General features: G+C 68.9%; 21 protein-coding genes. 13 read left to right on the top strand and 8 right to left on the bottom strand.

Features of this window, described 5'->3' with window-relative positions; genetic code table 11:
* Positions 1 to 252: 252 nt before the first annotated feature.
* Positions 253 to 1,014 carry a metalloprotease LoiP gene (gene loiP / locus KHO18_RS24050; protein ID WP_144197859.1) on the bottom strand — a complete coding sequence of 254 codons (762 nt, stop codon included), beginning with the start codon at positions 1,012 to 1,014 and terminating at the stop codon, positions 253 to 255.
* Between the two features lie 134 nt (positions 1,015 to 1,148).
* Entirely contained in the window at positions 1,149 to 1,403 is a 255-nt protein-coding gene (locus tag KHO18_RS24045) for an RNA-binding protein (RefSeq protein WP_144197860.1), read from the bottom strand.
* A gap of 296 nt (positions 1,404 to 1,699) precedes the next feature.
* Here KHO18_RS24045 and ppk2 point away from each other — a divergent pair, with 296 nt between their 5' ends.
* Positions 1,700 to 2,467 carry a polyphosphate kinase 2 gene (gene ppk2 / locus KHO18_RS24040; RefSeq protein WP_244845048.1) on the top strand — a complete coding sequence of 256 codons (768 nt, stop codon included), beginning with the start codon at positions 1,700 to 1,702 and terminating at the stop codon, positions 2,465 to 2,467.
* A gap of 12 nt (positions 2,468 to 2,479) precedes the next feature.
* On the opposite strand, the gene KHO18_RS24035 is transcribed toward ppk2, so the two are convergent.
* Positions 2,480 to 3,490, bottom strand: coding sequence for an AraC family transcriptional regulator (locus KHO18_RS24035; protein WP_211944015.1), 1,011 nt, complete (start codon positions 3,488 to 3,490; stop codon positions 2,480 to 2,482).
* Positions 3,491 to 3,671: 181 nt separating this feature from the next.
* On the opposite strand from KHO18_RS24035, the gene KHO18_RS24030 reads away from it, so the two are divergent.
* From KHO18_RS24030 to KHO18_RS24020, 3 genes are read left to right on the top strand one after another with little or no spacing between them, the layout of a single operon-like run.
* Positions 3,672 to 4,652 carry a quinone oxidoreductase family protein gene (locus tag KHO18_RS24030; RefSeq protein ID WP_144197863.1) on the top strand — a complete coding sequence of 327 codons (981 nt, stop codon included), beginning with the start codon at positions 3,672 to 3,674 and terminating at the stop codon, positions 4,650 to 4,652.
* Between the two features lie 11 nt (positions 4,653 to 4,663).
* The gene (locus tag KHO18_RS24025; protein ID WP_144197864.1) at positions 4,664 to 5,512 is read left to right on the top strand and encodes a TauD/TfdA dioxygenase family protein; all 849 of its coding nucleotides are present in this window, start codon (positions 4,664 to 4,666) and stop codon (positions 5,510 to 5,512) included.
* 20 nt (positions 5,513 to 5,532) lie between these two features.
* Positions 5,533 to 7,206: a fatty acid--CoA ligase gene (locus KHO18_RS24020; protein ID WP_144197865.1), complete on the top strand. Its 1,674-nt coding sequence runs from the start codon at positions 5,533 to 5,535 to the stop codon at positions 7,204 to 7,206.
* Positions 7,207 to 7,329: 123 nt separating this feature from the next.
* Here the strand turns inward: KHO18_RS24020 and KHO18_RS24015 are convergent, their stop codons facing one another.
* The 3 genes from KHO18_RS24015 to KHO18_RS24005 are packed head-to-tail and all read right to left on the bottom strand — an operon-like array spanning position 7,330 to position 9,670.
* Positions 7,330 to 8,307 (bottom strand): Bug family tripartite tricarboxylate transporter substrate binding protein, encoded by a 978-nt coding sequence (locus KHO18_RS24015; protein WP_211944014.1) that lies wholly within the window; start codon positions 8,305 to 8,307, stop codon positions 7,330 to 7,332.
* A gap of 43 nt (positions 8,308 to 8,350) precedes the next feature.
* Positions 8,351 to 8,596 carry a DUF1289 domain-containing protein gene (locus tag KHO18_RS24010; protein ID WP_144197867.1) on the bottom strand — a complete coding sequence of 82 codons (246 nt, stop codon included), beginning with the start codon at positions 8,594 to 8,596 and terminating at the stop codon, positions 8,351 to 8,353.
* Between the two features lie 18 nt (positions 8,597 to 8,614).
* Positions 8,615 to 9,670, bottom strand: coding sequence for a beta-keto acid cleavage family enzyme (locus KHO18_RS24005; protein WP_211944013.1), 1,056 nt, complete (start codon positions 9,668 to 9,670; stop codon positions 8,615 to 8,617).
* Between the two features lie 160 nt (positions 9,671 to 9,830).
* On the opposite strand from KHO18_RS24005, the gene KHO18_RS24000 reads away from it, so the two are divergent.
* Positions 9,831 to 10,853 carry an AraC family transcriptional regulator gene (locus tag KHO18_RS24000; protein ID WP_144197869.1) on the top strand — a complete coding sequence of 341 codons (1,023 nt, stop codon included), beginning with the start codon at positions 9,831 to 9,833 and terminating at the stop codon, positions 10,851 to 10,853.
* Between the two features lie 40 nt (positions 10,854 to 10,893).
* Here the strand turns inward: KHO18_RS24000 and KHO18_RS23995 are convergent, their stop codons facing one another.
* Both KHO18_RS23995 and KHO18_RS23990 read right to left on the bottom strand, forming a co-directional pair.
* Positions 10,894 to 12,063 (bottom strand): porin, encoded by a 1,170-nt coding sequence (locus tag KHO18_RS23995; RefSeq protein WP_144197870.1) that lies wholly within the window; start codon positions 12,061 to 12,063, stop codon positions 10,894 to 10,896.
* A gap of 155 nt (positions 12,064 to 12,218) precedes the next feature.
* Positions 12,219 to 13,829: a phospholipase D family protein gene (locus KHO18_RS23990; protein WP_244845046.1), complete on the bottom strand. Its 1,611-nt coding sequence runs from the start codon at positions 13,827 to 13,829 to the stop codon at positions 12,219 to 12,221.
* Positions 13,830 to 14,023: 194 nt separating this feature from the next.
* On the opposite strand from KHO18_RS23990, the gene KHO18_RS23985 reads away from it, so the two are divergent.
* The 8 genes from KHO18_RS23985 to KHO18_RS23950 all read left to right on the top strand — a co-directional run.
* Positions 14,024 to 15,484: a DUF3300 domain-containing protein gene (locus KHO18_RS23985; protein WP_211944012.1), complete on the top strand. Its 1,461-nt coding sequence runs from the start codon at positions 14,024 to 14,026 to the stop codon at positions 15,482 to 15,484.
* A gap of 67 nt (positions 15,485 to 15,551) precedes the next feature.
* Positions 15,552 to 16,433, top strand: a complete 882-nt coding sequence (locus tag KHO18_RS23980) for a DUF2950 domain-containing protein (RefSeq protein ID WP_244845044.1) — start codon at positions 15,552 to 15,554, stop codon at positions 16,431 to 16,433.
* Between the two features lie 244 nt (positions 16,434 to 16,677).
* Entirely contained in the window at positions 16,678 to 17,250 is a 573-nt protein-coding gene (locus KHO18_RS23975; RefSeq protein ID WP_144197873.1) for a BPSL1445 family SYLF domain-containing lipoprotein, read from the top strand.
* Between the two features lie 22 nt (positions 17,251 to 17,272).
* Positions 17,273 to 18,244: a sensor histidine kinase gene (locus KHO18_RS23970; protein WP_211944010.1), complete on the top strand. Its 972-nt coding sequence runs from the start codon at positions 17,273 to 17,275 to the stop codon at positions 18,242 to 18,244.
* 4 nt (positions 18,245 to 18,248) lie between these two features.
* Positions 18,249 to 18,908, top strand: coding sequence for a response regulator transcription factor (locus KHO18_RS23965; protein ID WP_144197875.1), 660 nt, complete (start codon positions 18,249 to 18,251; stop codon positions 18,906 to 18,908).
* 240 nt (positions 18,909 to 19,148) lie between these two features.
* Positions 19,149 to 19,520, top strand: coding sequence for a response regulator transcription factor (locus tag KHO18_RS23960; RefSeq protein WP_144197876.1), 372 nt, complete (start codon positions 19,149 to 19,151; stop codon positions 19,518 to 19,520).
* A gap of 109 nt (positions 19,521 to 19,629) precedes the next feature.
* Complete coding sequence (locus KHO18_RS23955) at positions 19,630 to 20,820, top strand: efflux RND transporter periplasmic adaptor subunit (protein WP_144197877.1); 1,191 nt, start codon at positions 19,630 to 19,632, stop codon at positions 20,818 to 20,820.
* Positions 20,817 to 24,026: efflux RND transporter permease subunit (locus KHO18_RS23950; RefSeq protein ID WP_211944009.1), on the top strand; the 3,210-nt coding region annotated here is incomplete at its 3' end. The genes KHO18_RS23955 and KHO18_RS23950, both read left to right, overlap by 4 nt.

The raw sequence follows: 24,026 nt of genomic DNA, 5'->3' as shown, positions 1-24,026 counted from the left end.
CACAGGGTCAAGAGTTGACGGGGAACGACAGGGGAGGTGTGCGGCGCGCGGGAGGCGAACCGGGAGGGCGGGGGAAATCCATGGCGCGGCGGGGGCTCCTCGTCGGACGCCTGCCGGGGGCGGCAGACGTGGAGGATTATCCGCTTGGCCCTATTCAGCCTGTACTGAATTGTTTTGAATGCGTATTAAACGCATTGGGGGGATGTGACGAATCGGACGCCGCGCCGGGGGGTGGCGCCGGCGCCGCAATCATTACTTGCCGCTGGCGAGCCGCTCCTGGATATGCTGGGCGCGCTGGGCCGAGCCCGGGTGCGAACTCAGCATGCTGGACTGCCCGCCATCGAGCGTGGCCATCTTCTGGAACGCGGTGACCAGGGCCTGGCGATTGGCGCCATTCTTGGTCAGCAGGTCGAACGAGTAGTCGTCGGCGGCGCTTTCCTGGCGCTGCGAGAACTGCGCGTTGACGAACTGCTCGCCGATGGCGGCCAGTTGCGACGAGGACAGCGCGGTCAGCGTGGCGTTGCCGGTAGCGCCGAGCAGCCCGCGCGCGGCGGCGGTGGTGTAGGCCACCTGCATGGCCGACTTGGTGTGGCCGAGCGCCACGTGGCCCACCTCGTGGCCGAGCACGCCGCGGACCTCGTCGTCGGTCATCATGTCCATCAGCCCGCTGTAGACGCGCACGCAGCCGTTGGCCATGGCCCAGGCGTTGACGTCCTTGGTCACGTAGACCTTGGCGTCCAGCGGCAGGCCGGTGTTCTGCAGGCCGCTCATCACGGTGGCGAGCCGCTTGGTGTACGGGCTGTCCGGCGGGGCGAGCGTGTTCTTCTTGTCCATCTCGGCGCAGGACTGGTCGGAGAGCTGCTTGACGCTCATGTCGGAGAGCGTGGCGGCGGTGAACAGGCTGCCGCCGGCCTGCGTCAGGCTGTCCATGTTGGCGCCGGCACAGCCGGCGAGCAGCAGCGCGCAGCCAAGGGCCGCGCTGGCCGCAGTGGCGGGGGCGGTGAAGCGGTTCATAGTCTTCCCTGATTCGTCAAATGTCATGTCTTGCAGACAACATCCGCGGGGGATGCGGCGCAGGGAAAGGATAGGCAAGCCGGCGGGGGGCTGGCTAGTGGAGTTCGTCCGACATGGCAGGCGGCGCGGGCGCCTCAGGTATACCGCTCGTGCAGCACCATCACGGAGAGCCGCTTGTTCTTCCAGTACATGTCGTGGATGCGCGGGCGCAGCAGCTGGAGCGCGTCCGCATCCACCGCGTGGAAGGTCAGCATGACCGAGGGGCGCGAGCCGTCGCCCTCGATATGCTCGATCTCGTCCGGCGCCGGAATGCCGTACTTGGCGAGGAAGGCGAGCAGTTCTTCGTCCGAGGTGCCGTCCGGCACGTTGGTCAGCATGAATAGGGCCATGATCGCGCCTCCTGGCGGAACCGGGTGAATGGCGGGTCGGCGGCGCCCGCACTCGAACCTTAGCCCCACGCGCCGCGCGCGGCAACCGGGGCGGGCCCAAAGGCCAATCTGTTTCCGATTGCCTCCGCCCGGCATAGCCACCACACTGTAAGTGGAATGCTCCCTGTTTCTCCCCTGCCACAGGAGGGCCGCGCATGAGCAAGTCATCGAAGAAGGGCAAGCGCGATGAAGCGCTGCACGACACCCCGGAGCCCACGCCGGACGCCCCGCCGCCGCCGCAGGCGGATGGCGCGCGCATGTCGAACAAGGACTATCTCGCGGCGCTGCGCGAACTCCATGTGGAGCTGGTCAAGCTCCAGCAGTGGGTGGTGCACAGCGGCAGCAAGATCTGCATCGTCTTCGAGGGGCGCGACGGCGCCGGCAAGGGCGGCACGATCAAGGCGCTGACCGAGCGCGTAAGCCCGCGCATCTTCCGCGTGGTGGCGCTGCCCGCCCCGACCGAGCGCGAGAAAAGCCAGATGTATCTGCAGCGCTACCTGCCGCACCTGCCGGCCGCCGGCGAGGTCGTCATCTTCGACCGCAGCTGGTACAACCGCGCCGGCGTGGAGCGCGTGATGGGCTTCTGCACGCCGGAAGAGGTGGATACCTTCCTGCGCTCGGTGCCGCTGGTGGAGCGCGCCATCGTCGCCTCCGGCGTGATCCTGATCAAGTACTGGCTGGAGGTCAGCCAGGCCGAGCAGACCCGGCGGCTCCAGGCGCGCATCCACGATGGCCGCAAGACCTGGAAGCTGACCGGCATGGACCTGAAGTCCTACAGCCGCTGGTACGACTATTCGCGTGCGCGCGACGCCATGTTCGCCGCCACGGACACCCCCGACACGCCCTGGTATGTGGCCGACTCGAACGACAAGCGGCGCGCGCGCCTGAACATCATCAGTGACCTGCTGGACAAGATTCCGTACCAGGCGCCGGCGCGCAAGGCGCCCAAGCTGCCCGCGCGCCAGAAGCGCGGCGGCTACCGGGAGTCTGACCACCCGTTCCGCCATATCGCCGCGCGGTTCTGACGATGTTGGCGGTCAGGCCGCCCCGGTGCGCGCGGCGGCCTGCGCGCGCCATGCCGACGGCGCCATGCCGAATTCCCCCGAGAACCAGCGCGTGAACGTGCTCGGCGAGCCGTAGCCGAGCAGCACCGCCACCTGCGCGAGCGGCACCCGGGGGTTCTCCACATGGCGCGGAGCCTGCTCGCGCCGTACCGCGTGCAGGATGTCGTGGAAGCTCGCGCCTTCGTCGCCGAGCGCGCGCTGCATGGTGCGCAGGCTCATGCCGAGCCCCTGCGCCACGGAAGCACCGGTGGCGCGTCCCATCGGCAGCAGCAGGGCGATGGCGCCGCGCACCTCATGGGCGACGGACGGCGCGGCGGGCCGGGGCAGCGCGTCCACCACGCGCTGCGCGTGGCGCGCCATGGCCGGATCGGCGGCGGGGTTCGGCACGTCGAGGTCGGCGGCGCGGCAGACGATGCCGTTGTATTCGTCGTTGAAAGCCAGCCCGCAGCGGAACAGCCGCCGGTGCACGCTTTCGTCGGCGGGCGCCGGGTGCGTGAAGCACACGCGCAGCGGCTGCCAGCGCGCACCCAGCAGCGCGCCGCACAGGCGGAAGACCACGCCCATCGCCAGTTCTCCGGCCTGGCGCGAGGGCGCCTCGCCCACCACTTCCACGCGGATGATGACCGAGCTGCCGGCCTCCTCGAGCAACATCGCCACGGATTCGTTGACGAGGTGGCGGTAGCGGATGATGGTGGCCAGCGCCGCGCGCAGGTTGGGCTGGTGGGCGATCAGCAGGCTGATGACGCCGAAGTCCGCCAGCTGGCGCGACTCGGCCATGCGCAGCGCGAAGTTGTCGCAACCGCTTTCCGCCGCCGCGTCTTCCAGCAGGGTCACGCAGGCTGCCAGCGGCACGCGGAAGTCCGGATCGGCCAGCAGGCTGCGCTTCAGGCCGACCTTGCGCAGCAGGGGCTGCACATTGAGCCCGCGCGCCTGCGCCACTTCGAAGAAATTGGTGAGCGCCGCGGCGCGTATCCGTGTTTCCAAGCCGTCTCCCCGGGGCTGCGTGCCCGGTGTGATCCCGGGCATCCGTGCGCCGATGATAGGCGCGCGTGGCGCGAATTGCAAAGTCGATGGAAGGAATTGTCACGCGCGCCGCGACCCCCCGGGCCTACATTGGGTTCGACGCGGCGCAAGGTGTGCCGCTCCGCCTGACAGGAGAGTTGGCATGGCAAGAATCGTACGCATGATGGAGACCGGTGGCCCCGAGGTACTGCGGCTGGAAAAGGTGGAGGTGGGTGATCCCGGCCCGGGCCAGGTCCGCATCCGGCACGTGGCTGTCGGCCTGAACTACGCCGACACCTACTTCCGCAACGGCACGTATCCGGTACCGCTGCCGTCCGGCATCGGCGTGGAAGCGGCCGGCGTGATCCAGGCCGTGGGCGAGGGCGTGCGCAACGTTGCCGTGGGCGACCGCGTGACCTACACCGGCTTCCTGAACACGCTCGGCGCGTACAGCAGCGAGCGCATCATGCCGGCGGCGCCGCTGATCCGGCTGCCCGAGTCGATCGGCTTCGAGACGGCCGCAGCGATGACCATGCGCGGCCTGACCGCCGCCTACCTGCTGCGCCGCATCCACGCGTTCCGGCCCGGCAACACCATCCTGCTGCACGCGGCCGCCGGTGGCGTGGGGCTGATCGTCTCCCAGTGGGCCAAGCTGCTCGGCCTGACGGTGATCGGCACGGTGTCCACCGACGCCAAGGCCGCCATCGCCGCCGCGCACGGCTGCGACTACACCATCAACTACAGCCACGAGGACGTGGCCCAGCGCGTGCGCGAGCTGACCGACGGGCAGGGCGTGGACGTGGTGTTCGACAGCGTCGGCAAGACCACCTTCATGTCCTCGCTCGATTCGCTGCGCCGGCGCGGCACGCTGGTCTGCGTGGGCACGGCTTCCGGCCCGGTGCCGCCGTTCGACCCCGTGCTGCTGGCGATGAAGGGCTCGCTGTTCCTCACGCGCCCGGCGCTGGCGGACTACATCGCCGATCCGGCCGAGAAGGCGGAACTGGCGGGCGAGCTGTTCGACCACGTGGGCGCCGGCCGCATCGGCATCGAGATCCACCAGACCTATGCCCTCGAAGATGCCGTGCAGGCGCACCGCGACCTGGAGTCGCGCCGCACCACGGGTTCGTCGATTTTCGTGATTTGAAGGAGACCGCCATGCGCGTGGAACCCCTGACCTGCCATATCGGCGCCGAACTGTCCGGCGTCAACCTGGGCGAGGCGTCGCGTGACGCCGGCCTGTTTGCCGAAATCAAGTCGGCGCTGCTCCAGCACAAGGTGCTGTTTCTGCGCGACCAGGACATCACCCGGGCCGAGCATGTGGCCTTCGCGCGCCGCTTTGGCGAGCTGGAGGACCACCCGGTAGTCGGCAGCGACCCGGAGCACCCGGGCCTGGTGCGCATCTACAAGTCGCCCGACAGCAAGGTGGAGCACTACGAGAACGCCTTCCACTGCGACGCCACCTGGCGCGCCGCGCCGCCGATGGGCTGCGTGCTGCGCTGCGTGGAAACCCCGCCCGTGGGCGGCGACACGATCTGGGTGAACATGGCCGAGGCGTACCGCCGGCTGCCCGACGACATCAAGGTCCGCATCCACGGCCTGCGCGCCAAGCACAGCATCGAGCACACCTTCGGCGCCAACATGCCGCCGGAGAAGCGCGCCGCGCTGGCGGCCCAGTTCCCGATGGCGGAGCACCCGGTGGTGCGCATCCACCCCGAAACCGGCGAGCAGATCCTGTTCGTCAACGCCTTCACCTCGCACTTCGCCAACTACCACCGGGGCGACACCATCCGCTTCGGCAAGGACTTCATGCCCGGCGCGGGCGACCTGCTGCACTACCTGTGCGCGCAGGCCGAGATTCCCGAGTTCCAGGTGCGCTGGCGCTGGACGCGCAACAGCGTGGCGATCTGGGACAACCGCTGCACGCAGCACTACGCCGTGCAGGACTACGCGCCCACGGTGCGCAAGATGGAGCGCGCCGGCATCATCGGTGACGTGCCTTACTGACTGACCGCGAGATTTTTGACATGACAGATTCCAAGACCGATGCCCGCATCGTCTCCACGCCCTCGGCCTACGCCTATCCGCTGCTGGTCAGCCAGTTGCTGGTCAACGCGCTGAGCCTGAGCCCGGAGCAGGAGATCACCTACCAGGGCACCACGCAGGGCACCACGCGCTACACCTACCGCGCGTTCCGCGGCCGCATCGGCCAGCTGGCCTCGGCGCTGGGCGCGCTGGGCGCCCGGCACGGCAGCACCGTGGCCGTGATGGACTGGGACAGCCATCGCTACCTCGAATGCTATTTCGGTGTGCCGATGATGGGCGCCACGCTGTTCACCGTGAACGTGCGGCTCTCGCCGGCGCAGATCCTGTACACGCTCAATGACTCTCAGGCCGAGATCGTGCTCGTACACCGGGACTTCCTGCCGCTGCTGGAGGAAATCCGCGACCAGCTGCCTGGCGTCAAGCGCTTCGTGCTGATGGCCGATGGCGAGCCGGCGCCGGCCACCACGCTGCCGCTCGCCGGCGAGTACGAGGCGCTGCTCGCGGCGGCCTCGCCGGACTACCCGTTCGCGGACTTCGACGAGAACACCCGCGCGGCGATGTTCTACACCACCGGCACCACGGGCGACCCCAAGGGCGTGTCGTACAGCCATCGCCATATCGTGCTGCACGCGCTGACCACGGCCACCACGCTGTGCTCGCCGCGCACGGGCCAGCGCCTGCACCGCGAGGACGTGTACATGCCGATCACGCCGATGTTCCACGTGCTGGCGTGGGGCATCCCGTACGTGGCCATCCTGCTCGGGCTGAAGACCGTGCTGCCGGGCCGCTACGTGCCGGCGCAGCTGCTGGCGCTGCGCGCGTCCGAGGGCGTGACGTTCTCGCACTGCGTGCCGACCATCCTCCAGATGCTGCTCCAGACCGCCGGCGAGACCGGGCAGGACCTGTCCGACTGGCGCGTCATCATCGGCGGCTCGGCCCTGCAGCCGGCGCTGTGCGCGGCGGCGCTCGATGCCGGCATCGACGTGTTCTCGGGCTACGGCATGTCCGAGACCGGGCCGATCGTTGCGCTGGCCCAGCTGGCGCCCGGCGCCCGGCCGGCCAGCCGCGAGGCCGAGATCGCCATGCGCTGCGCCACCGGCCGCCCGGTGGCGATGGTGGACTTCCGCATCGTGGACGAGCAGATGCGCGACGTGCCGCACGACGGCCGCCACCAGGGCGAGATCGTGCTGCGTGCGCCGTACCTGACCGAGGCGTACCACGGCAAGCCGGAGGCCTCCGAGGCATTGTGGGCCGGCGGCTACCTGCATACGCAGGACATCGCCGTGATGGGCGCGGATGGCAGCGTCCGCATCGTCGACCGCATCAAGGACGTGATCAAGACCGGCGGCGAGTGGGTGTCTTCGCTTGAGGTGGAGGGCCTGGTGGCGCAGGTGCCCGGCGTGCGCGAGTGCGCGGTGATCGGCGTGCAGGACGCGCGCTGGGGCGAGCGGCCGATGGCCTTCGTGGTCAGCCAGCCCGGCCACGCGGTGGATGCAGCCGGTATCCGCCAGCGCCTGCTGGACCATGTGGCCGGCAACCGTCTCAGCAAGTTCGCCGTGCCGGAGGCGGATCGCATCGTCTTCGTGGCGGAGATCCCCAAGACCAGCGTCGGCAAGATCAACAAGAAGCATCTGCGCGAGTCCTTGCTCGGCTGAGCCCCGCCCGGGGAAGGAGAATGGAAAAGGCCAGCCGCGAGGCTGGCCTTTCTCGTTGCCGGACCGGACTGGGTCGGACTGGACCGGACTGGGCCGGACTGGGCCGGACTGGGCCGGACCGGATCAGGGCTGGATATTGAACGTCTTGACGATGCCCGCGTTGCGGTCGAACTCGGCGCGTACGGACTGGGCCAGCTGCGGCAGCGGCAGTTCGGCAATGGGCTCGTAGCCGAGCGCTTCCATGCGGGCGCGGACCTTGGGCGTCTGCGCGGCCTTGTCCACGGCGGCCTGGATCTTGCGCGCCAGGTCTTCCGGCATCTGGCCCGAGGCCACCACGCCGATCCAGTTGCTGAAATCGACGTCCGGATAGCCGAGTTCCGTGGACGTCGGCACCTCCGGCAGCAGCGGCGAGCGCGTCTTGGCGGCCAATGCGTAGGGCTGGAGCTTGCCGGCCTTGATCAGCGGCAGCGAGGTGACCATGCCGTCGTACATCACGGCGATCTGGCCGCCCATGACCTGCGTCAGCGCCGGGCCCGAGCCCGCGAACGGCACGTGCTGGAGGTCGATGCCGGCCTTCTGGTTGACGATCATCCCCGCGTAGTGAGAGGCCGTGCCGGCGCTGTACGAGGCAAAGCCGAGCTTGCCCGGATGCGCCTTGGCGTAGCTGACCAGGCTCTTGAAGTCCTTGGCCGGCAGCTGCGGCGCGCCAACCATCAGCAGCCGCGAACGCGCAATGGCGGCCACGGGGCGGATGTCCTTGAGTGGATCGAAGGCGCTCTTCAGCACGTGCGGTACCTCGGTCAGCACATTGCTGGCCGTGACCATGATGGTCTGGCCATCGGCCGGTGCGGCGATCAGCGTGTGGATGGCGATGCCGCCACCCGCGCCGGGCTTGTTGTCCACCACGACCGGTTGGCCGAGATCGGCGGAAAGCTGTTCCGCCAGCAGGCGGGCGACCACGTCCATGGTGCCGCCGGCAGGGGCCGGCACGAGCATGCGTACCGGCTTGTTGGTCCAGGCAAACGCGGCTGGCATGGCCAGCGCGAGCAGGACAGCCACGGCGGTGCGCCGCGGTATCAGGTGGGCAAGGCGTTGGGCCATGCGGGTCTCCGTTCGATGTATTGGAATAGTAGGGCAGGCACGCTCAGGCGGCGTGCCCTGTTCCCGCATTGCACGGGCTGCAGGGGGTGCAGGGGGTGCCGGCATCGCTGCCGGGATTGCTGCCGGGATTGCGGCGCTGGGCGATGGCCGCCAGCGTGGCGGTGCGCTCCAGCAGCGTCATGCGGGGCCAGCGGCCGATCTCCAGGGGTGTGCGGCGACACCCCTGGCAAAACTGGCCGGACAGGTCCATGCGGCAGATATTGATGCAGGGATCGGTCAGTGCGTCCATGTCGTGCGCCAGCGCATATCAGGCAGGGCGGCGCGGCAGGTTGCGCTCGCCGGCCCGGCGGTTCGGGGCCATGCCGTGCGCGCGCAGCGTCTCGTCGGCGCTGTCGTACCAGGTGCCGATGCGGTAGATCTCGCGGGCTTCCTTGCCGGTGGCGATCTCGCGGCCCAGTTCATTGGCCACGCGCACGCACTGCTGGATCTGCTGTACCGAGCTCATGCGCCGGCCGTGCTGGTCGATGATGGTGTCCTCGATGCCGCAGCGCGGGTGCAGGCCCATCGCCATGGCCATCATGTTGAACGGCAGCACGTTCTTGAGCAACGACTCGGCCGTCAGCGTGCAGCCATCGGGCGCGCGGTGGATGAAGTTGAAGAAGTTGAACGGGTTGGGGCCGTCGAAGCCGCCGCCGATGCCGATCCACGTCAGGTTCAGCGGACCCATGTAGACCCCGGCGCGCACCAGGCGCTCGAGCGTCTCCAGCGCGTGCATGCCAGTGAGCTGGAAGTGCGGCTGAACGCCGGCGCGTTGCAGGCGGCGCAGGTGCTCGGCCACCCAGGCCGGGCCGGCCGGTACCGTCATCTCGCTGTAGGCCGCCTGGTACGCCGGGTTCTCGAGCGAGGTGCCCGCCACGTACTCGGGGTACAGCAGCTCCATGATGTTCATCTGCGTGGTGTTGATGGCCACGGTCACCTGGTCGGGCTTCGGCGTGAGTTCGGCCAGCATGTGGCGCGTGTCGTCCGAAAGCCATTTGGCGGCCTCGCCTTCGTCTTCCGGCGCGAACGAGATCGACCCACCCACCTGGATGATCATGTCCGGCACGGCCTTGCGCACGCCGGCAATCAGCTCGTTGAACTTGGACAGGCGCTTGGAGCCCTTGCCGTCGAGTTCGCGCACGTGCAGGTGCAGCACGGTGGCGCCGGCCTCGTAGCAGTCCACCGCCTTCTGGATCTGGGCGTCCATGGTGACGGGGATGTCTTCCGGGAAGTCCTCGGGCATCCACTCGGGGCCGTACGGCGCCACGGTGATGACCACTTTGTCCATGTTCTCGGGGTGAAGGGAATCGTCAAGAAACTGCATGTTGTCTCCTCGCTCGGTGCGGTGGGATTGTGCGGACGGCGCGCGGGGCGCCGGTGTCCGAAGTATCGGCCAGCGGGTATACGCGGTTTGACATGACGGGACATTGAATTAACCTGTGGGGACACCCCGGGAAAGCACGCATCCATCCTTCTATGTGCCTATGTCCTATACGTTGCGCGGCGCCAGCCTGACCCATTACGTGGATGTGGCGCGGGCCGTCGGGCTCGACCCCTACCAGCAGTTGCGTGCGGCGCGCATCGCCCGCGCCGCGCTGCTCGACCCCGACCTGCGCATCCGGGCCGAACTGGTGGGCGGGCTGCTCGATGCCTCGGCAGAGGCGGCTGGCGTGGACGACTTCGGCCTGCGCATGGCGGCGCTGCGCGAGTTCTCGAACCTCGGCCCGCTGGCCTTCGTGGTGCGTGAGGCGCCCACGCTGCGCGAGGCGCTGGCGTCGATGGTCCGCTACATGGGGCTGCAGAACGAGGCGCTGGGGATGTGGGTGGAAGAGGCGGGGCCGCTGGTGGTGATCCGGCTCCAGATCCTGAGCGAGCGGCCCGGCACGATGCGCCAGGCCACCGACCTGGCGGTGGGGGTGATGTTCCGCATGCTGCGGCTGTTCCTCGGCACCGGGTGGCGGCCGCGCAGCATCAGCTTCACGCACGCGGCGCCGGCCAGCACGGCCACGTCGCTGCAACTGTTCGGCATGGCGGCGGACTACGGGCAGGATTTCGATGGCATCGTCTGCCAGGCGGCGGATTTGCAGGCGCCGCTGCCGTCCTACGACCCGGTGATGGCGCGGCAGGTGAAGCAATACCTCGGCACGCTGCTGGCGCAGTCGTCCGCGACGATGCAGGACCAGGTGCGCAAGCTGGTCTACGCGCTGCTGCCCACCGGCCTGTGCTCGGTGGACCGCGTGGCCCAGCATCTCAGCGTGGACCGGCGCACCGTGCACCGGCGGCTGGCGCAGGAAAAGACGACCTATTCCGATGTGCTCGATACGGCGCGCGCGGACCTCGTGCTGCGGTATATCGAAAACGCCACGCGGCCACTCTCGGAAGTGGCCACGCTGCTTGGGTTTTCATCGCTCAGTGCATTCTCGCGCTGGTTCACCGGCCGCTTCGGCTGTAGCGTCACGGCGTGGCGCATGGGCAAGGCGGGGGCAAAAACGACCGCCGCCGGCTGAGGGGGTAACCGAGGGGCCGGCGGCGGTTTGAGCACGGGGCTCAGAAGCGGTGGCGGATGCCCACGGCGGCGCCGATCATCGACCGTTCGCCATTGCCCAGCGCGTAGCTGTTGCCGAGCGAGAGGCTGTTGGCGTAGACCGTGGCCAGCGACTCGAGCATCAGGCCGGCGTTCTTGGCGTAGGCCGTGGTCAGGTACACGTCCGTGCGCTTGGAGAACGCGTAGTTGGCCACGAAGCCGATCTGCCACGGATTGGCGAGCTGTGTCGCGCCGGCCAGGCTCTTGAGATCGTCATAGTGATATTCGAGCGTCAGGCCGACGGCCGGCGTGAGCTGGTAGAGCGCGCCGATCCAGTACAGGTCGTCGCGCTGGATCACCGTGCCGCCCGCGTTCTTGTTCTGGCCCCAGCGGTAGCCAGCCATGATCTTGGCATTGCCAAAGCCGTAGCTGCCGCCGATGGCCGCCTTGCGCAGCGTGCCGCTGCTGGTGCCGATGGTGGGGTTCCACTGGTCGTAGCCGACGGTCAGGCCGAACGGGCCCGCCGCGTAGGCCACGGCCGCGCCGTAGGCGGTGTCACGCCGGAACGAGCCCGGCACCTCGCCGTTGCCGCCGATCGGCGTGGCCACGCCCACCGTGGCCGGCAGCGCCAGGCCGGTGCCGAACGACCAGTGCGCCAGCGCCGTGACCGGGCCGAACTGGCCCGTGTACTTGATGGTGTTGTCCTCGCGGAAATTGGCGCCGGACTGCAGCACCACCGGCTCGTACTGGGTGGCGTAGGCGGTGGGCGAGAAGTTGGCCAGTGCTTCGAACATCGATGTGTACTGGCGCCCGAAGGTCAGCTGCCCGAGCCCCGCGCGCTGCAGGCCGACAAATGCCTGGCGCCCGAACATCCGGCCCGACTGCTGCAACGTGCCCGAGTCGAGGCTGAAGCCCGATTCCAGCACGAACATGGCCTTCGCGCCGCCGCCCAGGTCCTCGGTGCCGCGAATACCCCAGCGGGAGCCGGCAAGGCCGCCCGAGTTCATGCGCACCACGTCGTGACCCTGCCCGCGGTTGAACTGGTTCGTGGCGACCGGCACCGCGCCCACGTGATTCGCGTATTCGACGTTCACGTCGGCCACCCCATACAGCGTGACCGTCGATTGTGCTTGTACTGCACCCGTTCCCGCAGCGGTCATCAGCGCCGCTGCGGCAATATTCCTGGCCTTCATGTTGTCTCCGTGTCTCGGTTCGAGTTATGTGCAACCGGGTCGGAGTATTGGCGGAACGGGCGCCGCCGATTTGACCGTGGGGGACAATCCTTTTTCATTTCGGGACAGATCGGGAAAACACGAATCTGCCCTGCAGGACGGACGCAGCGCCCGCTTCACAACTGCGATTCGATCGGAAACAGCCCCATGAACCACACGCCAACGCGCCGCAGCACCGAGGACTCGGGCTCGGTGGTCAGCGGGGCGGCGTCCGGGTTCGCTTCGTCGATCCAGATCAGTTGGCGGCCCCGTTCCGGGTCGTTTTCCTCCGCGAGCCGCCACGCGATACGCCCCAGGTTCGGCAGGATCGCGCCGGCCACCTGCGCGGCCAGCGCGGGGCTCACGCAGACCACGCCCAGCTCCGTGTTGAGCTGCACCGAGCGCGGGTCCAGGTTCATCGAGCCGATAAAGACCGTACTGTCGTCGGCGACGAAGGTCTTGGCGTGCAGCGACGCGCGCGAGCTGCCGAACGCCGACAGCCTGGTGCTGGCCGATTTGGCCGATTTGGCCGACGTTCCCGAGGTTCCCGGCAGCGTGTCCGGGTCGCGCATCGGCTTGACCTCGTACAGCGTCACGCCCATGCGCAGCAGGGTCTCGCGGTAGCGCTTGTAGCCGGCGTGCACGGCGGCCACATCGGTAGCCGCGAGCGAGTTGGTCAGCACCGTCACGGCCACGCCGCGCTCGCGCAGCGCCCGCAACCACGCCACGCCGGCCTCGCCCGGTACGAAGTAGGGCGAGACGATCAGCAGCGTCTGCTGCGGCTGCATGTTCAGCGCGCGTAGCTGGGGCACCAGATGCCCCGCCGTGTCGTCGGCGGCGCGCGTGATCTTGCCGGGATCGTCATAGAGCAGCGCGGCGCGGCCCCACGTGGCGGCGGCGGGCGGCTCGGCGAGTACCTGCCGGAGCCGCTCGCGCGCGTGCACGGCGTAGGGGTGGTCCTGTTGCGCCGCCGCCAGCGCGTCCAGCCGCGCGCGCAAGGTGGCCACGGCCTCCGGGTCGGCGCTGCGGCCGGTCAGCGTGCCCACCGGATAGGCCGCCGCGCTGTTCCAGTAGGCGTCGAACGCGCCGGAGACCTCGCGCACGATGGGGCCGTGCGTCAGCACGTCCAGATCGCCAAAGCTGACGTTGGGCGAGGCGCCGAAGTACTCGTCGCCGATATTGCGCCCGCCGACGATGGCGGCCTGGTTATCGGCAATCAGCGCCTTGTTGTGCATGCGCCGGTTCACGCGCGAGAACTCCAGCAGCGCGCCGGCACGCCGGAAGGCGCGGCTGGCCACCGGGTTGAAGATGCGCACCTCGATGGCTGGATGGGCGTCCACGGCCAGCAGCAGGTTGTCGTCGGCGCCCACGCCGATGTCGTCCAGCAGCACCCGCACACGCACGCCCCGGTCTGCCGCGCGCAGCACGGCGTGGGCCAGGGATCGGCCGGTGGCGTCGTCGTGCCAGATGTAGTACTGGAGGTCGAGCGAGCGCTCGGCCTTTTCCGTCAGCAGCACCCGGGCGATCAGCGCGTCGACGTTGTCCGCCAGCAGGTGGAAGGCGCTCTGGTCTGGCGGGTCAGGGCGACGCTGCGCGGCAAGGCGGCCGAGCGTGGTCTGAGCGGTGTCTGTCATCGCGTGGCTCGGTTCGCCGTCTGCCGGGGGCAGGCTGGCGCAGGCGGACAGCAGGGCGGCTGCCGCCATCGCGACCATTGCTACCCGGGCCAGCGCGCGCGCGGCAGCGGTCATGCAGGTCTCCCGGGAAAGGACAGGCCGCCGGCGCCGGCCAAGTCCAAAGGCCAATACAAAATGGCGCCGGCGAAACCGAAAATGGGAATGCTTGCCCCGGGAAAAGCAAGCGTCACGGCTACGCAAAGTGGTGCTAAGAACATAGTCCGGCATCGCGGAGATTGCAAACCGCTTCCCGGAGAGAGGAGGCAGCCATGGCTCGTTGGCTCGAGCGACTGATGTCCTGCGTGCGCGTGCTGGTCGCCGTTGCGTGGCTTGCCATGTTCGCCGCACCCGGCGTCACGGCGGCGCAGACCCCTGCACCCGCCGCGCCGCCCGCATCCGGCGCGCCCGCCGCGCCCACCTTCAAGCCCGAGGAACTCGAGTCCCTCGTCGCGCCCATCGCGCTCTATCCCGATTCCGTGCTCTCCCAGGTGCTGATGGCGTCCACGTATCCGCTGGAGATCGTGCATGCCGCGCGCTGGGTCAAGGCCAATCCCAACGTAAAGGGCGACGCCGCGGTCAAGGCCGTGGAGAACCAGACGTGGGATGTCAGCGTGAAGTCGCTGGTGGCCTTCCCGCAGGTGCTGGAGCCGATGAGCGACAAGCTGGACTGGACGCAGAAGCTGGGCGACGCGTTCCTGGCCCAGGAGCGCGACGTGCTGGCGGCGGTGCAGCGCCTGCGCGCCCGCGCCCGGGACTCCGGCAACCTCAAGACCAACGAACAGCAGAAGGTGATGGTGGAGCCGGCGCCGGCGCCGGTGCAGGGCCAGCCGCCGCCGATTTCCGAGACCATCATCCGCGTCGAGCCGGCCAATCCGCAGGTCATTTATGTGCCGGCTTACAACCCCACCGTGGTCTACGGCTCGTGGGGCTATCCGAGCTATCCGCCGTATTACTGGCCGCCTTATCCGGCCTATTACCCGGGCGCGGCGCTGGCCACCGGCTTTGCCTGGGGCGTGGGGCTGGCGGCGGCGGGCGCGATCTTCGGCGGCTGCAACTGGGGCGGCGGCGATGTGAATATCGACGTCAACCGCGCCACCAATATCGACCGCAACTTCGACCGCACCAAGGTGCAGGGCGGCGGCAAGTGGCAGCACGACGCCAGCCACCGGCAGGGCGTGGCGTACCGGGACAACGCCTCGCGCGAGAAGTACGGCAAGAATTCGGGCGGGGCGGACCGCCGCAACGACTATCGCGGCAGGGAGGGCGGACGCGAGGGTGGGCGCGAGGGTGGCCGCGAGGGTGGACGCGAGGGTGGACGCGAGGGTGGACGCGATGGCGTCGGCGGCGATCGGGCAACAGCGTCTGATCGGTCAGCGAATCGGGGCGACCGCCAGGGCGGTGCCGGTGACCGCGCGCAGGCCGGCAATCGCCAGGCCAGCGACCGCAGCCTCAGCACGGACCGCAGCCGGGGCGACATGGGCTCGGGCAGCGGGGCAGGCCGGGACAACGCCTTCCAGGGCGTGGGCGGCGGGCAAAGCGCACAGCGCGATATGGACCGTGGCCGCGCCAGCGCGCAGCAATCGAGCTTTGGCGGCGGGCAGGCGAGCAGCCGTGGCGGTGGCGGTGGCAATTACGCGGGCAGCCGTGGCGGCGGGGGAGGCGGCGGCTTCAGCGGCGGCGGCGGCCGTGGCGGCGGTGGGGGTGGCCGTGGTGGCGGCGGCAGGCGCTGAAAAAGGGGAGACGATGACCGCGCGATCAACGCGCCGCCAGGGGCGGCTTGCCGGAAGGGCCCGCCGGATGGCGGCCATGACAGCCATCGCGATGGCCTTGACATGGCCATGGGCGGGCCCGGCGTGGGCCGCCAGCCAGCGGCATTTCCCATCGCCCGAAGCCGCCATGCTGGCGTTTGGCGACGCCGTGGCCACCAGCGACGACGCCGCGCTGGGCACCCTGCTAGGTGCCGACTACCGGCGCCTGATCCCGCCCGTTGGCGCGGACGCGCGCTACCGGTTCCTGAGCGCCTGGAGTGTGTCGCACAAGATACTTCCCGGGGGCGCCGACCGCGCCCACGTGGCGGTGGGCGACGATGGCTGGACCTTGCCGGTGCCACTGGTGAAGTCGGCCCAGGGCTGGTACTTCAACGTGCCGGCCGGCGTGCAGGAGATACGCGTGCGCCGCATCGGGCGCAATGAGCTGGCCGTGATGCAGACCATGCTGGCCATCTGCGACGCCCAGCGCGACTACGCGAGCGTCGATCATGACGGCGACGGCGTGCTGGTCTATGCCGGCAAGCTCTCCAGCTCGCCGGGCAAGCGCGACGGCCTGTACTGGCCCGCGCGCGGCGGCGAGCCGCCGAGCCCGCTGGGGCCGGCCTTCCTGGCCGCCGGCAAGGGCAACACCACGCAGGACGGGTACCACGGCTATCGCTATAAATTGTTGACGGCGCAAGGACCGGCGGCGCCCGGCGGTGCGTACGACTACGTGGTCAACGGCCGGCTGTTCGGCGGCTTTGCCATCGTGGCGTGGCCCGTGCGATATGGCGACACCGGCATCAAGAGCTTCATGGTCAACCACGAGGGGCAGGTGTACGAAGCCGACCTCGGCCCCAACAGCGCGGCGCGCGCGCAGGCCATGACCCGCTTCGATCCGGGCCCGGGATGGGTGAAGGCGTCACCTTGAGCACCCCGGCGCCGCCCCCCACCGGCGCCGCCCAAGTGCAGGTAAGGTTTGCAATTGCGTAAGCTGCCCACTAATGTGAAAGCCGAACCATACATAGATCACGAATCTGGCGAATTCGCTTTGTCGTCTTTCTTGACGATTCCTGGCCGTTACCGGGGTGCAGCGCAACGTATATCCGGGCGCAGTACGCGCACACCGCGCAATCAGCAAAACATGGACGCACAGGCTCCAGGGGGTAATTGCCATGAATCGTCGCTCGTTCACTGGCCTGCTCGGCGTGGCCGCGCTGGCCGGTCTCAACGCCGCCTGCACCACCACATCCGGTTCCGCGTCGGATAACGCCAGCAAGCGCAAGGAAATCGACACCGGCGCCGATGGCGCGCTGAATCGGCTCTATGGCTCGGTCAACGGCGCGCAGTCACTGGCCAGCAAGGCCAGCGGGATTCTCGTCTTTCCCAAGATCATCGCCGCCGGGCTCGGTGTCGGCGGCGAGTACGGCGAGGGGGTGCTGCGCGTTGCCGGCCAGCCGGCGGGCTACTACCGCACCTCCACCGCGGCGTTCGGGCTGATTGCCGGCGCGCAATCCAAGATGCTGGTGATGATGTTCATGACGCCGGAAGCCTTGCAGGGCTTCCAGCAAAGCAAGGGCTGGACGGCCGGGGTGGACGGCTCGGTCGCGCTGGCGAAGATCGGCGCCAACGGGCAGATCGACACCAACACGGCACGCGCACCGATCATCGCCTTCGTGATGACGAACGCCGGCCTGATGGCGAATCTCTCGCTGGAAGGAACCAAGATCGGCAAGCTCGACATCTAGCCGAGCCACGCGGAGAGACCGCATGAGCCGATCCCCCCGGTTGCCGCATGGTCCGACCTGGCTGCTGGCGCTGGCCAGCGTGGCCGCTGGCTGCCTGGTGGCGGACGCGCTGTGGCGCGTGCTGCCGCACAGGCGCACCGCGCCGCGTGCGCACCCGCCGGCGCAGCGCCCCGGCCGGCTGCGGCGGCGCGGCGAGAACAGCCCCGATGCCGACTATGCCTCGCTGATGCGCTCGTCCCGGCTCTCCAGCATGGGCGAGCTGGCCGGCTCGCTGGCCCATGAACTCGACCAGCCGCTGACCGCCATCGTCAGCAATGCGCAGGCGGCGCGCCAGTACCTGGCGTCCGACGTCATCGACCTGGACGAGGTGCGCGAGATTCTCAAGGACGTGAACGACGAAGCGTGCCGCGCCAGTGCCACGGTGCGGCAGATTCGCGCGCTGATCAAGGGCGAGTCCCGCGTGCTGGGGCCGCTGGACATCGGCACCGCCATCGACGAGGCCGTGGCACTGGTGCGCGGCAACGCGCTCGGGCGCGGCATCGTGCTGACCCGGCAGGTGGCGTCACCCCTGCCGCGTGTCAATGGCGATGCGGTGCAGATCCAGCAACTGCTGCTCAACGTGCTGCTCAACGCCTGCGATGCCGTGGACCGGGGCGTGCCCGGCAGCGGCACCCCGCGCGAGGTCACGGTGATCGCGCGCGTGGCGGATGGCATGGTGCAGATCGCGGTGCGCGACAGCGGCGCCGGCGTGGACCCCGGCGACCTCGAGCACATCTTCGAACCATTCGTCACCTCGAAGCCGCAGGGCATGGGCCTTGGGCTGTCGATCAGCCGCGCCATCGCGGCGCGCCACGGCGGCACGCTGGAAGCGTGGAACAACGCGGACCGTGGCATGACATTCCAGTTTTCACTGCCCCAGGAGGGCATGCCCACACGGCGCGGCGTGCGCATGCCGCGCGGGCATGCCATGGCCGAATCGTCTTTCAAAGGGTAGCGCCATGAGCGAACACGTTCCCACGGTGTATATCGTCGACGATGACCCGGGCGTCGTGCGCGCGCTGGTGCGGCTGGTCAAGGCGCACGGCTACCAGGCGGTGGGCTTTGGCGATGCCTGGGCCTTCCTCGACGCCCGCGCGGCGGACCCGGGCCCGGCCTGCGTGATGCTGGATCTCCAGATGCCGGGCATGGACGGCATCGCGCTCCAGCGCCGGCTCGACGGCGAGCTGCCGGTCATCTTCGTCACGGGTCATGCCGATGTCCCGTCCACGATCCTGGCCATGCTCGCCGGCGCCACGGATTTCCTGCTCAAGCCGGTACAGGAAGACGCGCTGCTGGCGTCGCTCGAACGGGCCTGCCGCTGCGCCGTGGCGCGCCACCTGGAGCATGAGGAAATGGCCGGCCTGCGCGAGCGGCTGGAGCGCCTGACCCCGCGCGAGCGCGAGGTGATGGCCTGGGTGGTCACCGGCCGCCTGAACAAGCAGGTGGCCAGCGAACTGGGCACGGTGGAGAAGACCATCAAGGCCCATCGCGCCAGCGTCATGCGCAAGCTCGAGGTCGGCTCGCTGGCCGAACTGGTGCGCATGGCCGACAAGCTCGGCCTGCCCGCCGTGGCCGCCGCGCGGACACCGCACCGCGCCGGTGCGGGCGCCGGGGCCTGAACCTGACCTGAATCTGAGCCGAGCCTGACCCGAGCCTGACCCGAGCCCGAGCTGAACCTGATCGCTCCCCACGCATACGGGTGAAGGCAGGCGTGGGCGGGGCGCTCCCCCGTGGCATGCTGCGCCGCATGGGCGGGACCATGGCCCAATATCGCGGGGGCGGGGCATCTCGTAGGCTACGAGCAGGAGCGATGCTTGCGCGATTGCCGATCCTGCCGATGGTCAACCTGTGGTCAATCTATGGGGCCTACCGAGAGCTTTGTCGTCATTGTCGATGACGACGACGCCGTAGCCCGCGCGATTGCGCGGCTGCTGCGCGCCGCCGGCGTCGTCGTGGACACCTACGCCAGCGGTCTGACGCTGCTGGAGCGGCTCCAGGCCGACCCCGGCTACCGCCCCGACTGCGTCATCCTCGATGTCTGCATGTCCGATATTGACGGCCTGGAAGTGCAGCAGCGGCTGATGCCCATCGGCCTGCCCGTGCTCTTCATCACCGCCTACGACGTCCCCGAGGCCCGCACCCGCGCGCTGGCCAATGGCGCGCTGGGCTACCTGCGCAAGCCGTTCATCGCGTCCCAGCTGCTCGCCCTGATCCCGCCCCGCCGGCCCTGAGGCGGGGTGGCCCTTGGTCCAATTGCCAATGATTGCGGCGCGGCACAAGCTAGGTCGAGAAGCGCCCACTGCATGGCGTGGGCGTGGCATGTGTGGATGGGAGACCGCGATGCGCAGCAGGATCAGCCGAGGGGGAGTGACGCTGCTGGCGGCGCTGGTGCTGGCCGCGGGCTGCGGCAAGGAGGAGCGCAAGGCCGCGGCGCCACCGGTGACCGACGTGGGCGTGATCACCGTGACGCTGCGAGACGTGCCGCTGAACTTCGAGTTCGTGGGCGAGACGCAGAGTTCGCAGCAGGTGGAGATCCGGGCCCGCGTGAACGGCTTCCTGGAGCAGCGCACCTATACCGAGGGCTCGCTGGTCAAGGCCGGCGACGTGCTGTTCCGTATGGACCAGAAGCCATTCCAGGCCGCGCTGTCCGCCGCCAACGCGGAGCTGGCGCAACAGCAGGCGCGGCTGACCACGGCGCGCGCCAACCTGAACCGCGTGCGGCCGCTGGCCGCCAAGAACGCCTTGAGCCAGAAGGACCTGGACGACTCCGTGGGCCAGGAACAGGCCGCGGCGGCGGCGGTCGAGCAGGCCAAGGCCAACGTCGTCAACGCGAAGCTGAACCTCGGCTATACCACCATCACCTCGCCCGTGAACGGGCTGTCCAGCTTCGCCAAGAAGCAGGTGGGCTCCTATATCGATCCGACCAACAGCCTGCTGACCTACGTGGCCAAGCTGGACCCGATGTGGGTCAACTTCAGCCTCTCCGAGAACGAAGTGCTGCAAACGCGCTCCCAGCAGGCATCGGGCGCGCTGCGCATGCCCGAACGCGGCGCGCTGGAGGTGGAGGTGGTGATGGCCGACGGCAGCATCTACCCGAGCCGGGGCCGCATCGCGTTCGCGGACGCTTCGTTCAGTGCCGAGACCGGCACCTACCTCGTGCGGGCCGAGGTAGCCAACCGCGAGGGCGAGCTGCGCCCGGGCCAGTTCGTGCGGGTGAGGGTGATCGGCGCCCAGCGCACGCGCGCCATCACGGTGCCGCAGGAGGCGGTGATCCAGGGCCAGCGCGGCGAATCGGTCTGGACCGTGGACAAGGACAACAAGGCGCAGTCGCGCGCCATCGAGGTGGCCGAGTGGACCGAGGGCAACTGGGTGGTGCGCTCCGGCCTGCGTGAGGGCGACGTGGTGATCGTGGACGGCACGGTACGGCTCGCGCCCGGCGCGCCGGTGCGGCCCACGCCGGCCGCGGCGAAGCCGGCCTCGGCCTCGGCGCCGGCAGCCCAGCCCGGGCCCGGCGGGAAGGCCGCGCCATGACGCTGTCGCACTTCTTCATCGACCGGCCGATCTTTGCATCGGTGCTGTCCATCATCATTGTGGTGGGCGGGCTGGTGGCGATGTTCAACCTGCCGGTGGCGCAGTTCCCCGACATCACGCCGCCGAGCATCACGGTGACCACCACCTACCCCGGGGCGAGTTCGGAGGTGGTGGCGCAGAACGTGGCCGCGCCGATCGAGCAGCAGGTGAACGGCGCGGACAACATGCTCTATATGTCGTCCACCAGCTCGTCCACGGGCAACATGACGCTGACGGTGTACTTCGAGATCGGTACCGATCCGTCGCTGGCCCAGGTGGACGTGCAGAACCGCGTGAACCTGGCGCTGCCCACGCTGCCGGACGCGGTGACCAAGCAGGGGGTGTCGGTCCAGAAGCGGTCGTCGGCGTTCATGATGGTCATCGCGGTCTACTCGCCGGACAACAGTTATCCGCAGACCTTCGTCGACAACTACACCAACATCTACATCCTTGACGCGCTGAAGCGGATTCCCGGCGCCAACCAGGCGGCGATCTTCGGCACGCCGGACTACGCCATGCGCATCTGGCTGCGGCCGGACCGCATGGCGCGGCTCGGCATTACCGTGGAGGACGTGAAGAGCGCGGTGGCGGCGCAGAACGAGCAGTTCTCGGCCGGGCGCATCGGCTCCTCGCCGACTGACGGGCCGGTCAAGCAGACCTTCCCGGTGGCCACCAAGGGCCGCATGACCGAGCCGGCCGAGTTCGAGAACATCATCCTGCGCGCCGCCTCCGGCGACGCGGCCATCGTGCGGCTCAAGGACATCGGCCGGGCCGAGCTGGGCTCGAAGGACTACTCGCTGCGCAGCCGCTTCAAGGGCAAGACCGCCACGCTGATGGCCGTCTACCAGCAGCCGGGCGCCAACGCGCTGGACGTGGCCCAGCAGGTACGCACCACGCTGGAGACCATGAAGAAGTCGTTCCCGCCGGGGCTGGAGTACGAGGTGGCGCTGGACACCACCGAGTTCGTGCGGGAGTCGATCAACGAGGTGGTGCACACGCTGCGTGACGCCGTGATCCTGGTGATCCTGGTGGTCTACCTGTTCCTGCAGAGTTTCCGCGCCACGCTGGTGCCGATCCTGGCCGTGCCGGTGTCGATCATCGGCACCTTCATGGCGATGTCGGCGTTCGGCTTCTCGGTGAACATGCTGACGCTGTTCGGGATGGTGCTGGCCATCGGCATTGTGGTGGATGACGCCATTGTGGTGATCGAGAACGTGGAGCGGAACATGGTGGAGTTCCACATGCCGCCCAAGATCGCCGCCAAGCACGCCATGGACGAGGTGGGCGGGCCGGTGGTGGCCATCGTGCTGGTGCTGCTGGCCGTGTTCATCCCGGTGGCCTTCCTCTCCGGTATCACCGGACAGCTGTACAAGCAGTTCGCCATCACGCTGGCGGTGTCGGTGTTCCTGTCGGGCATCGTGGCGCTGACGCTGTCACCGGCGCTGGCGGCCATCCTCCTCAAGCCCGGCACGCACAAGAAGAACCGCTTCTTCCAGTGGTTCAACCGCAGCTTCGACCGCATGGTGGAAGGCTACGGCAGCAGCATCCAGCTGGTGATCCGGCGCGTGTTCATCTCCGTGGCGCTGGTGCTGGCGCTGATCGTGGCGAGCGTGCTGCTGTTCATGCGCATTCCGTCGTCGTTCCTGCCCGTGGAGGACCAGGGCTACCTGTTCGGCGCGGTGGTGCTGCCGGACGCGGCGAGCCTGGACCGTACCGGCGACCTGTCCAAGCGGGCCGAGCAGTGGTTCGCGGCGCAGCCGGGCGTGAAGTCGGTGGCTACGCCGGACGGCTACAGCCTGATCGACTCCCAGAACAAGTCCAACGCCGGCACGCTGTTCATCACGCTGAAGAGCTTCCACGAACGCGGCAAGGGCGAGAGTGCCGAGGACCTGATCACCAAGGCCAACCGCGAGTTCTCCACCTGGCGCGAGGGGCTGGTGATTCCGGTCAATCCGCCGTCCATCCCCGGCCTGGGCACCACGGGCGGCTTCGAGTTCTGGCTGCAAAGCACCGGCGACGGCACCTACCAGCAGCTGGAGGCGCGCGCGCGGGCCTTCATCGCCAAGGCGCGCCAGCGGCCCGAGCTGCGCAGCGTGAGCACGACAATCAACACGCGCTCGCGCCAGCTGCTGGTGGACCTGGACCGCGAGCGCTCCGAGACGCAGGGCGTACCGGTGGATCAGGTCTACTCGGCCCTGCAGACCATGTTCGGCTCGCTCTACGTGAGCCAGTTCCCGAAGAACAGCCGGCTGTTCCAGGTCATCCTGCAGGCCGAGCCGCAGTTCCGCTCGCGCCCGGAAGACCTCGACAAGGTCTACGTGCGCAACACCCATGGCGACATGGTGCCGATCAAGGCCGTGACCACCTCGCGCTATGTGGCCGGGGCGGACCTTGTCACCCGCTTCAACAACTTCCCGGCCGCCAAGATCACCGGCGACGCCGCGCCGGGCTACAGCTCCGGGCAGGCCCTCGCGGCCATGGAGGAAGTGGCTGCCGAGGTGCTGGGCGAGGGCTACAGCTACGCGTGGAGCGGGCAGGCGTACGAGGAGAAGAAGGCCGGCTCGACGGCCGCCTTGGTGTTCGCCTTCGCGCTGCTGATGGTGTTCCTGATCCTGGCCGCGCAGTACGAAAAATGGTCGCTGCCGATCGGCGTGCTGCTGGCTGTGCCGTTCGCGCTGTTCGGCGCGCTGGTTGCCATCCTGATACGCGGCATGCAGAACGACGTCTACTTCCAGATCGGCCTGACGGTGCTGATCGCGCTGGCGGCCAAGAACGCCATCCTGATCTTCGAGTTCGCGGTGGAGATGCGCATCAAGGAGGGGCTGAGCGCCTACGACGCGGCGGTCAAGGCGTCCAAGCTGCGGCTGCGGCCGATCATCATGACCTCGCTGGCCTTCATCCTGGGCTGTATTCCGCTGGCCATCGCGAGCGGGGCCTCGGCGGCGAGCCGGCAGTCGCTGGGCACGGGCGTGATTGGCGGCATGCTGGGCGCCACGGTGATCGCCGTGTTCTTTATCCCGATGTTCTTCTGGGCGCTGGAGCGCCGCACCGCCGGCAAGGTGCCGGACCAGCCGGCGCCGGGCCATCCGCCGTCGGGCCATCCGCCGGAACCGGGGCTGGAGCCGCCCGCCGATGCGCCGGCCGCACCGGTGCGCCGGGGAGACCCG

Source organism: Cupriavidus campinensis (genome assembly GCF_905397395.1).
GTDB classification, from domain to species: Bacteria; Pseudomonadota; Gammaproteobacteria; order Burkholderiales; family Burkholderiaceae; genus Cupriavidus; species Cupriavidus campinensis.
The sequence above is the reverse complement of the archived record's forward strand: the minus strand, read 5'-3'. Positions and strand labels throughout refer to the sequence as shown.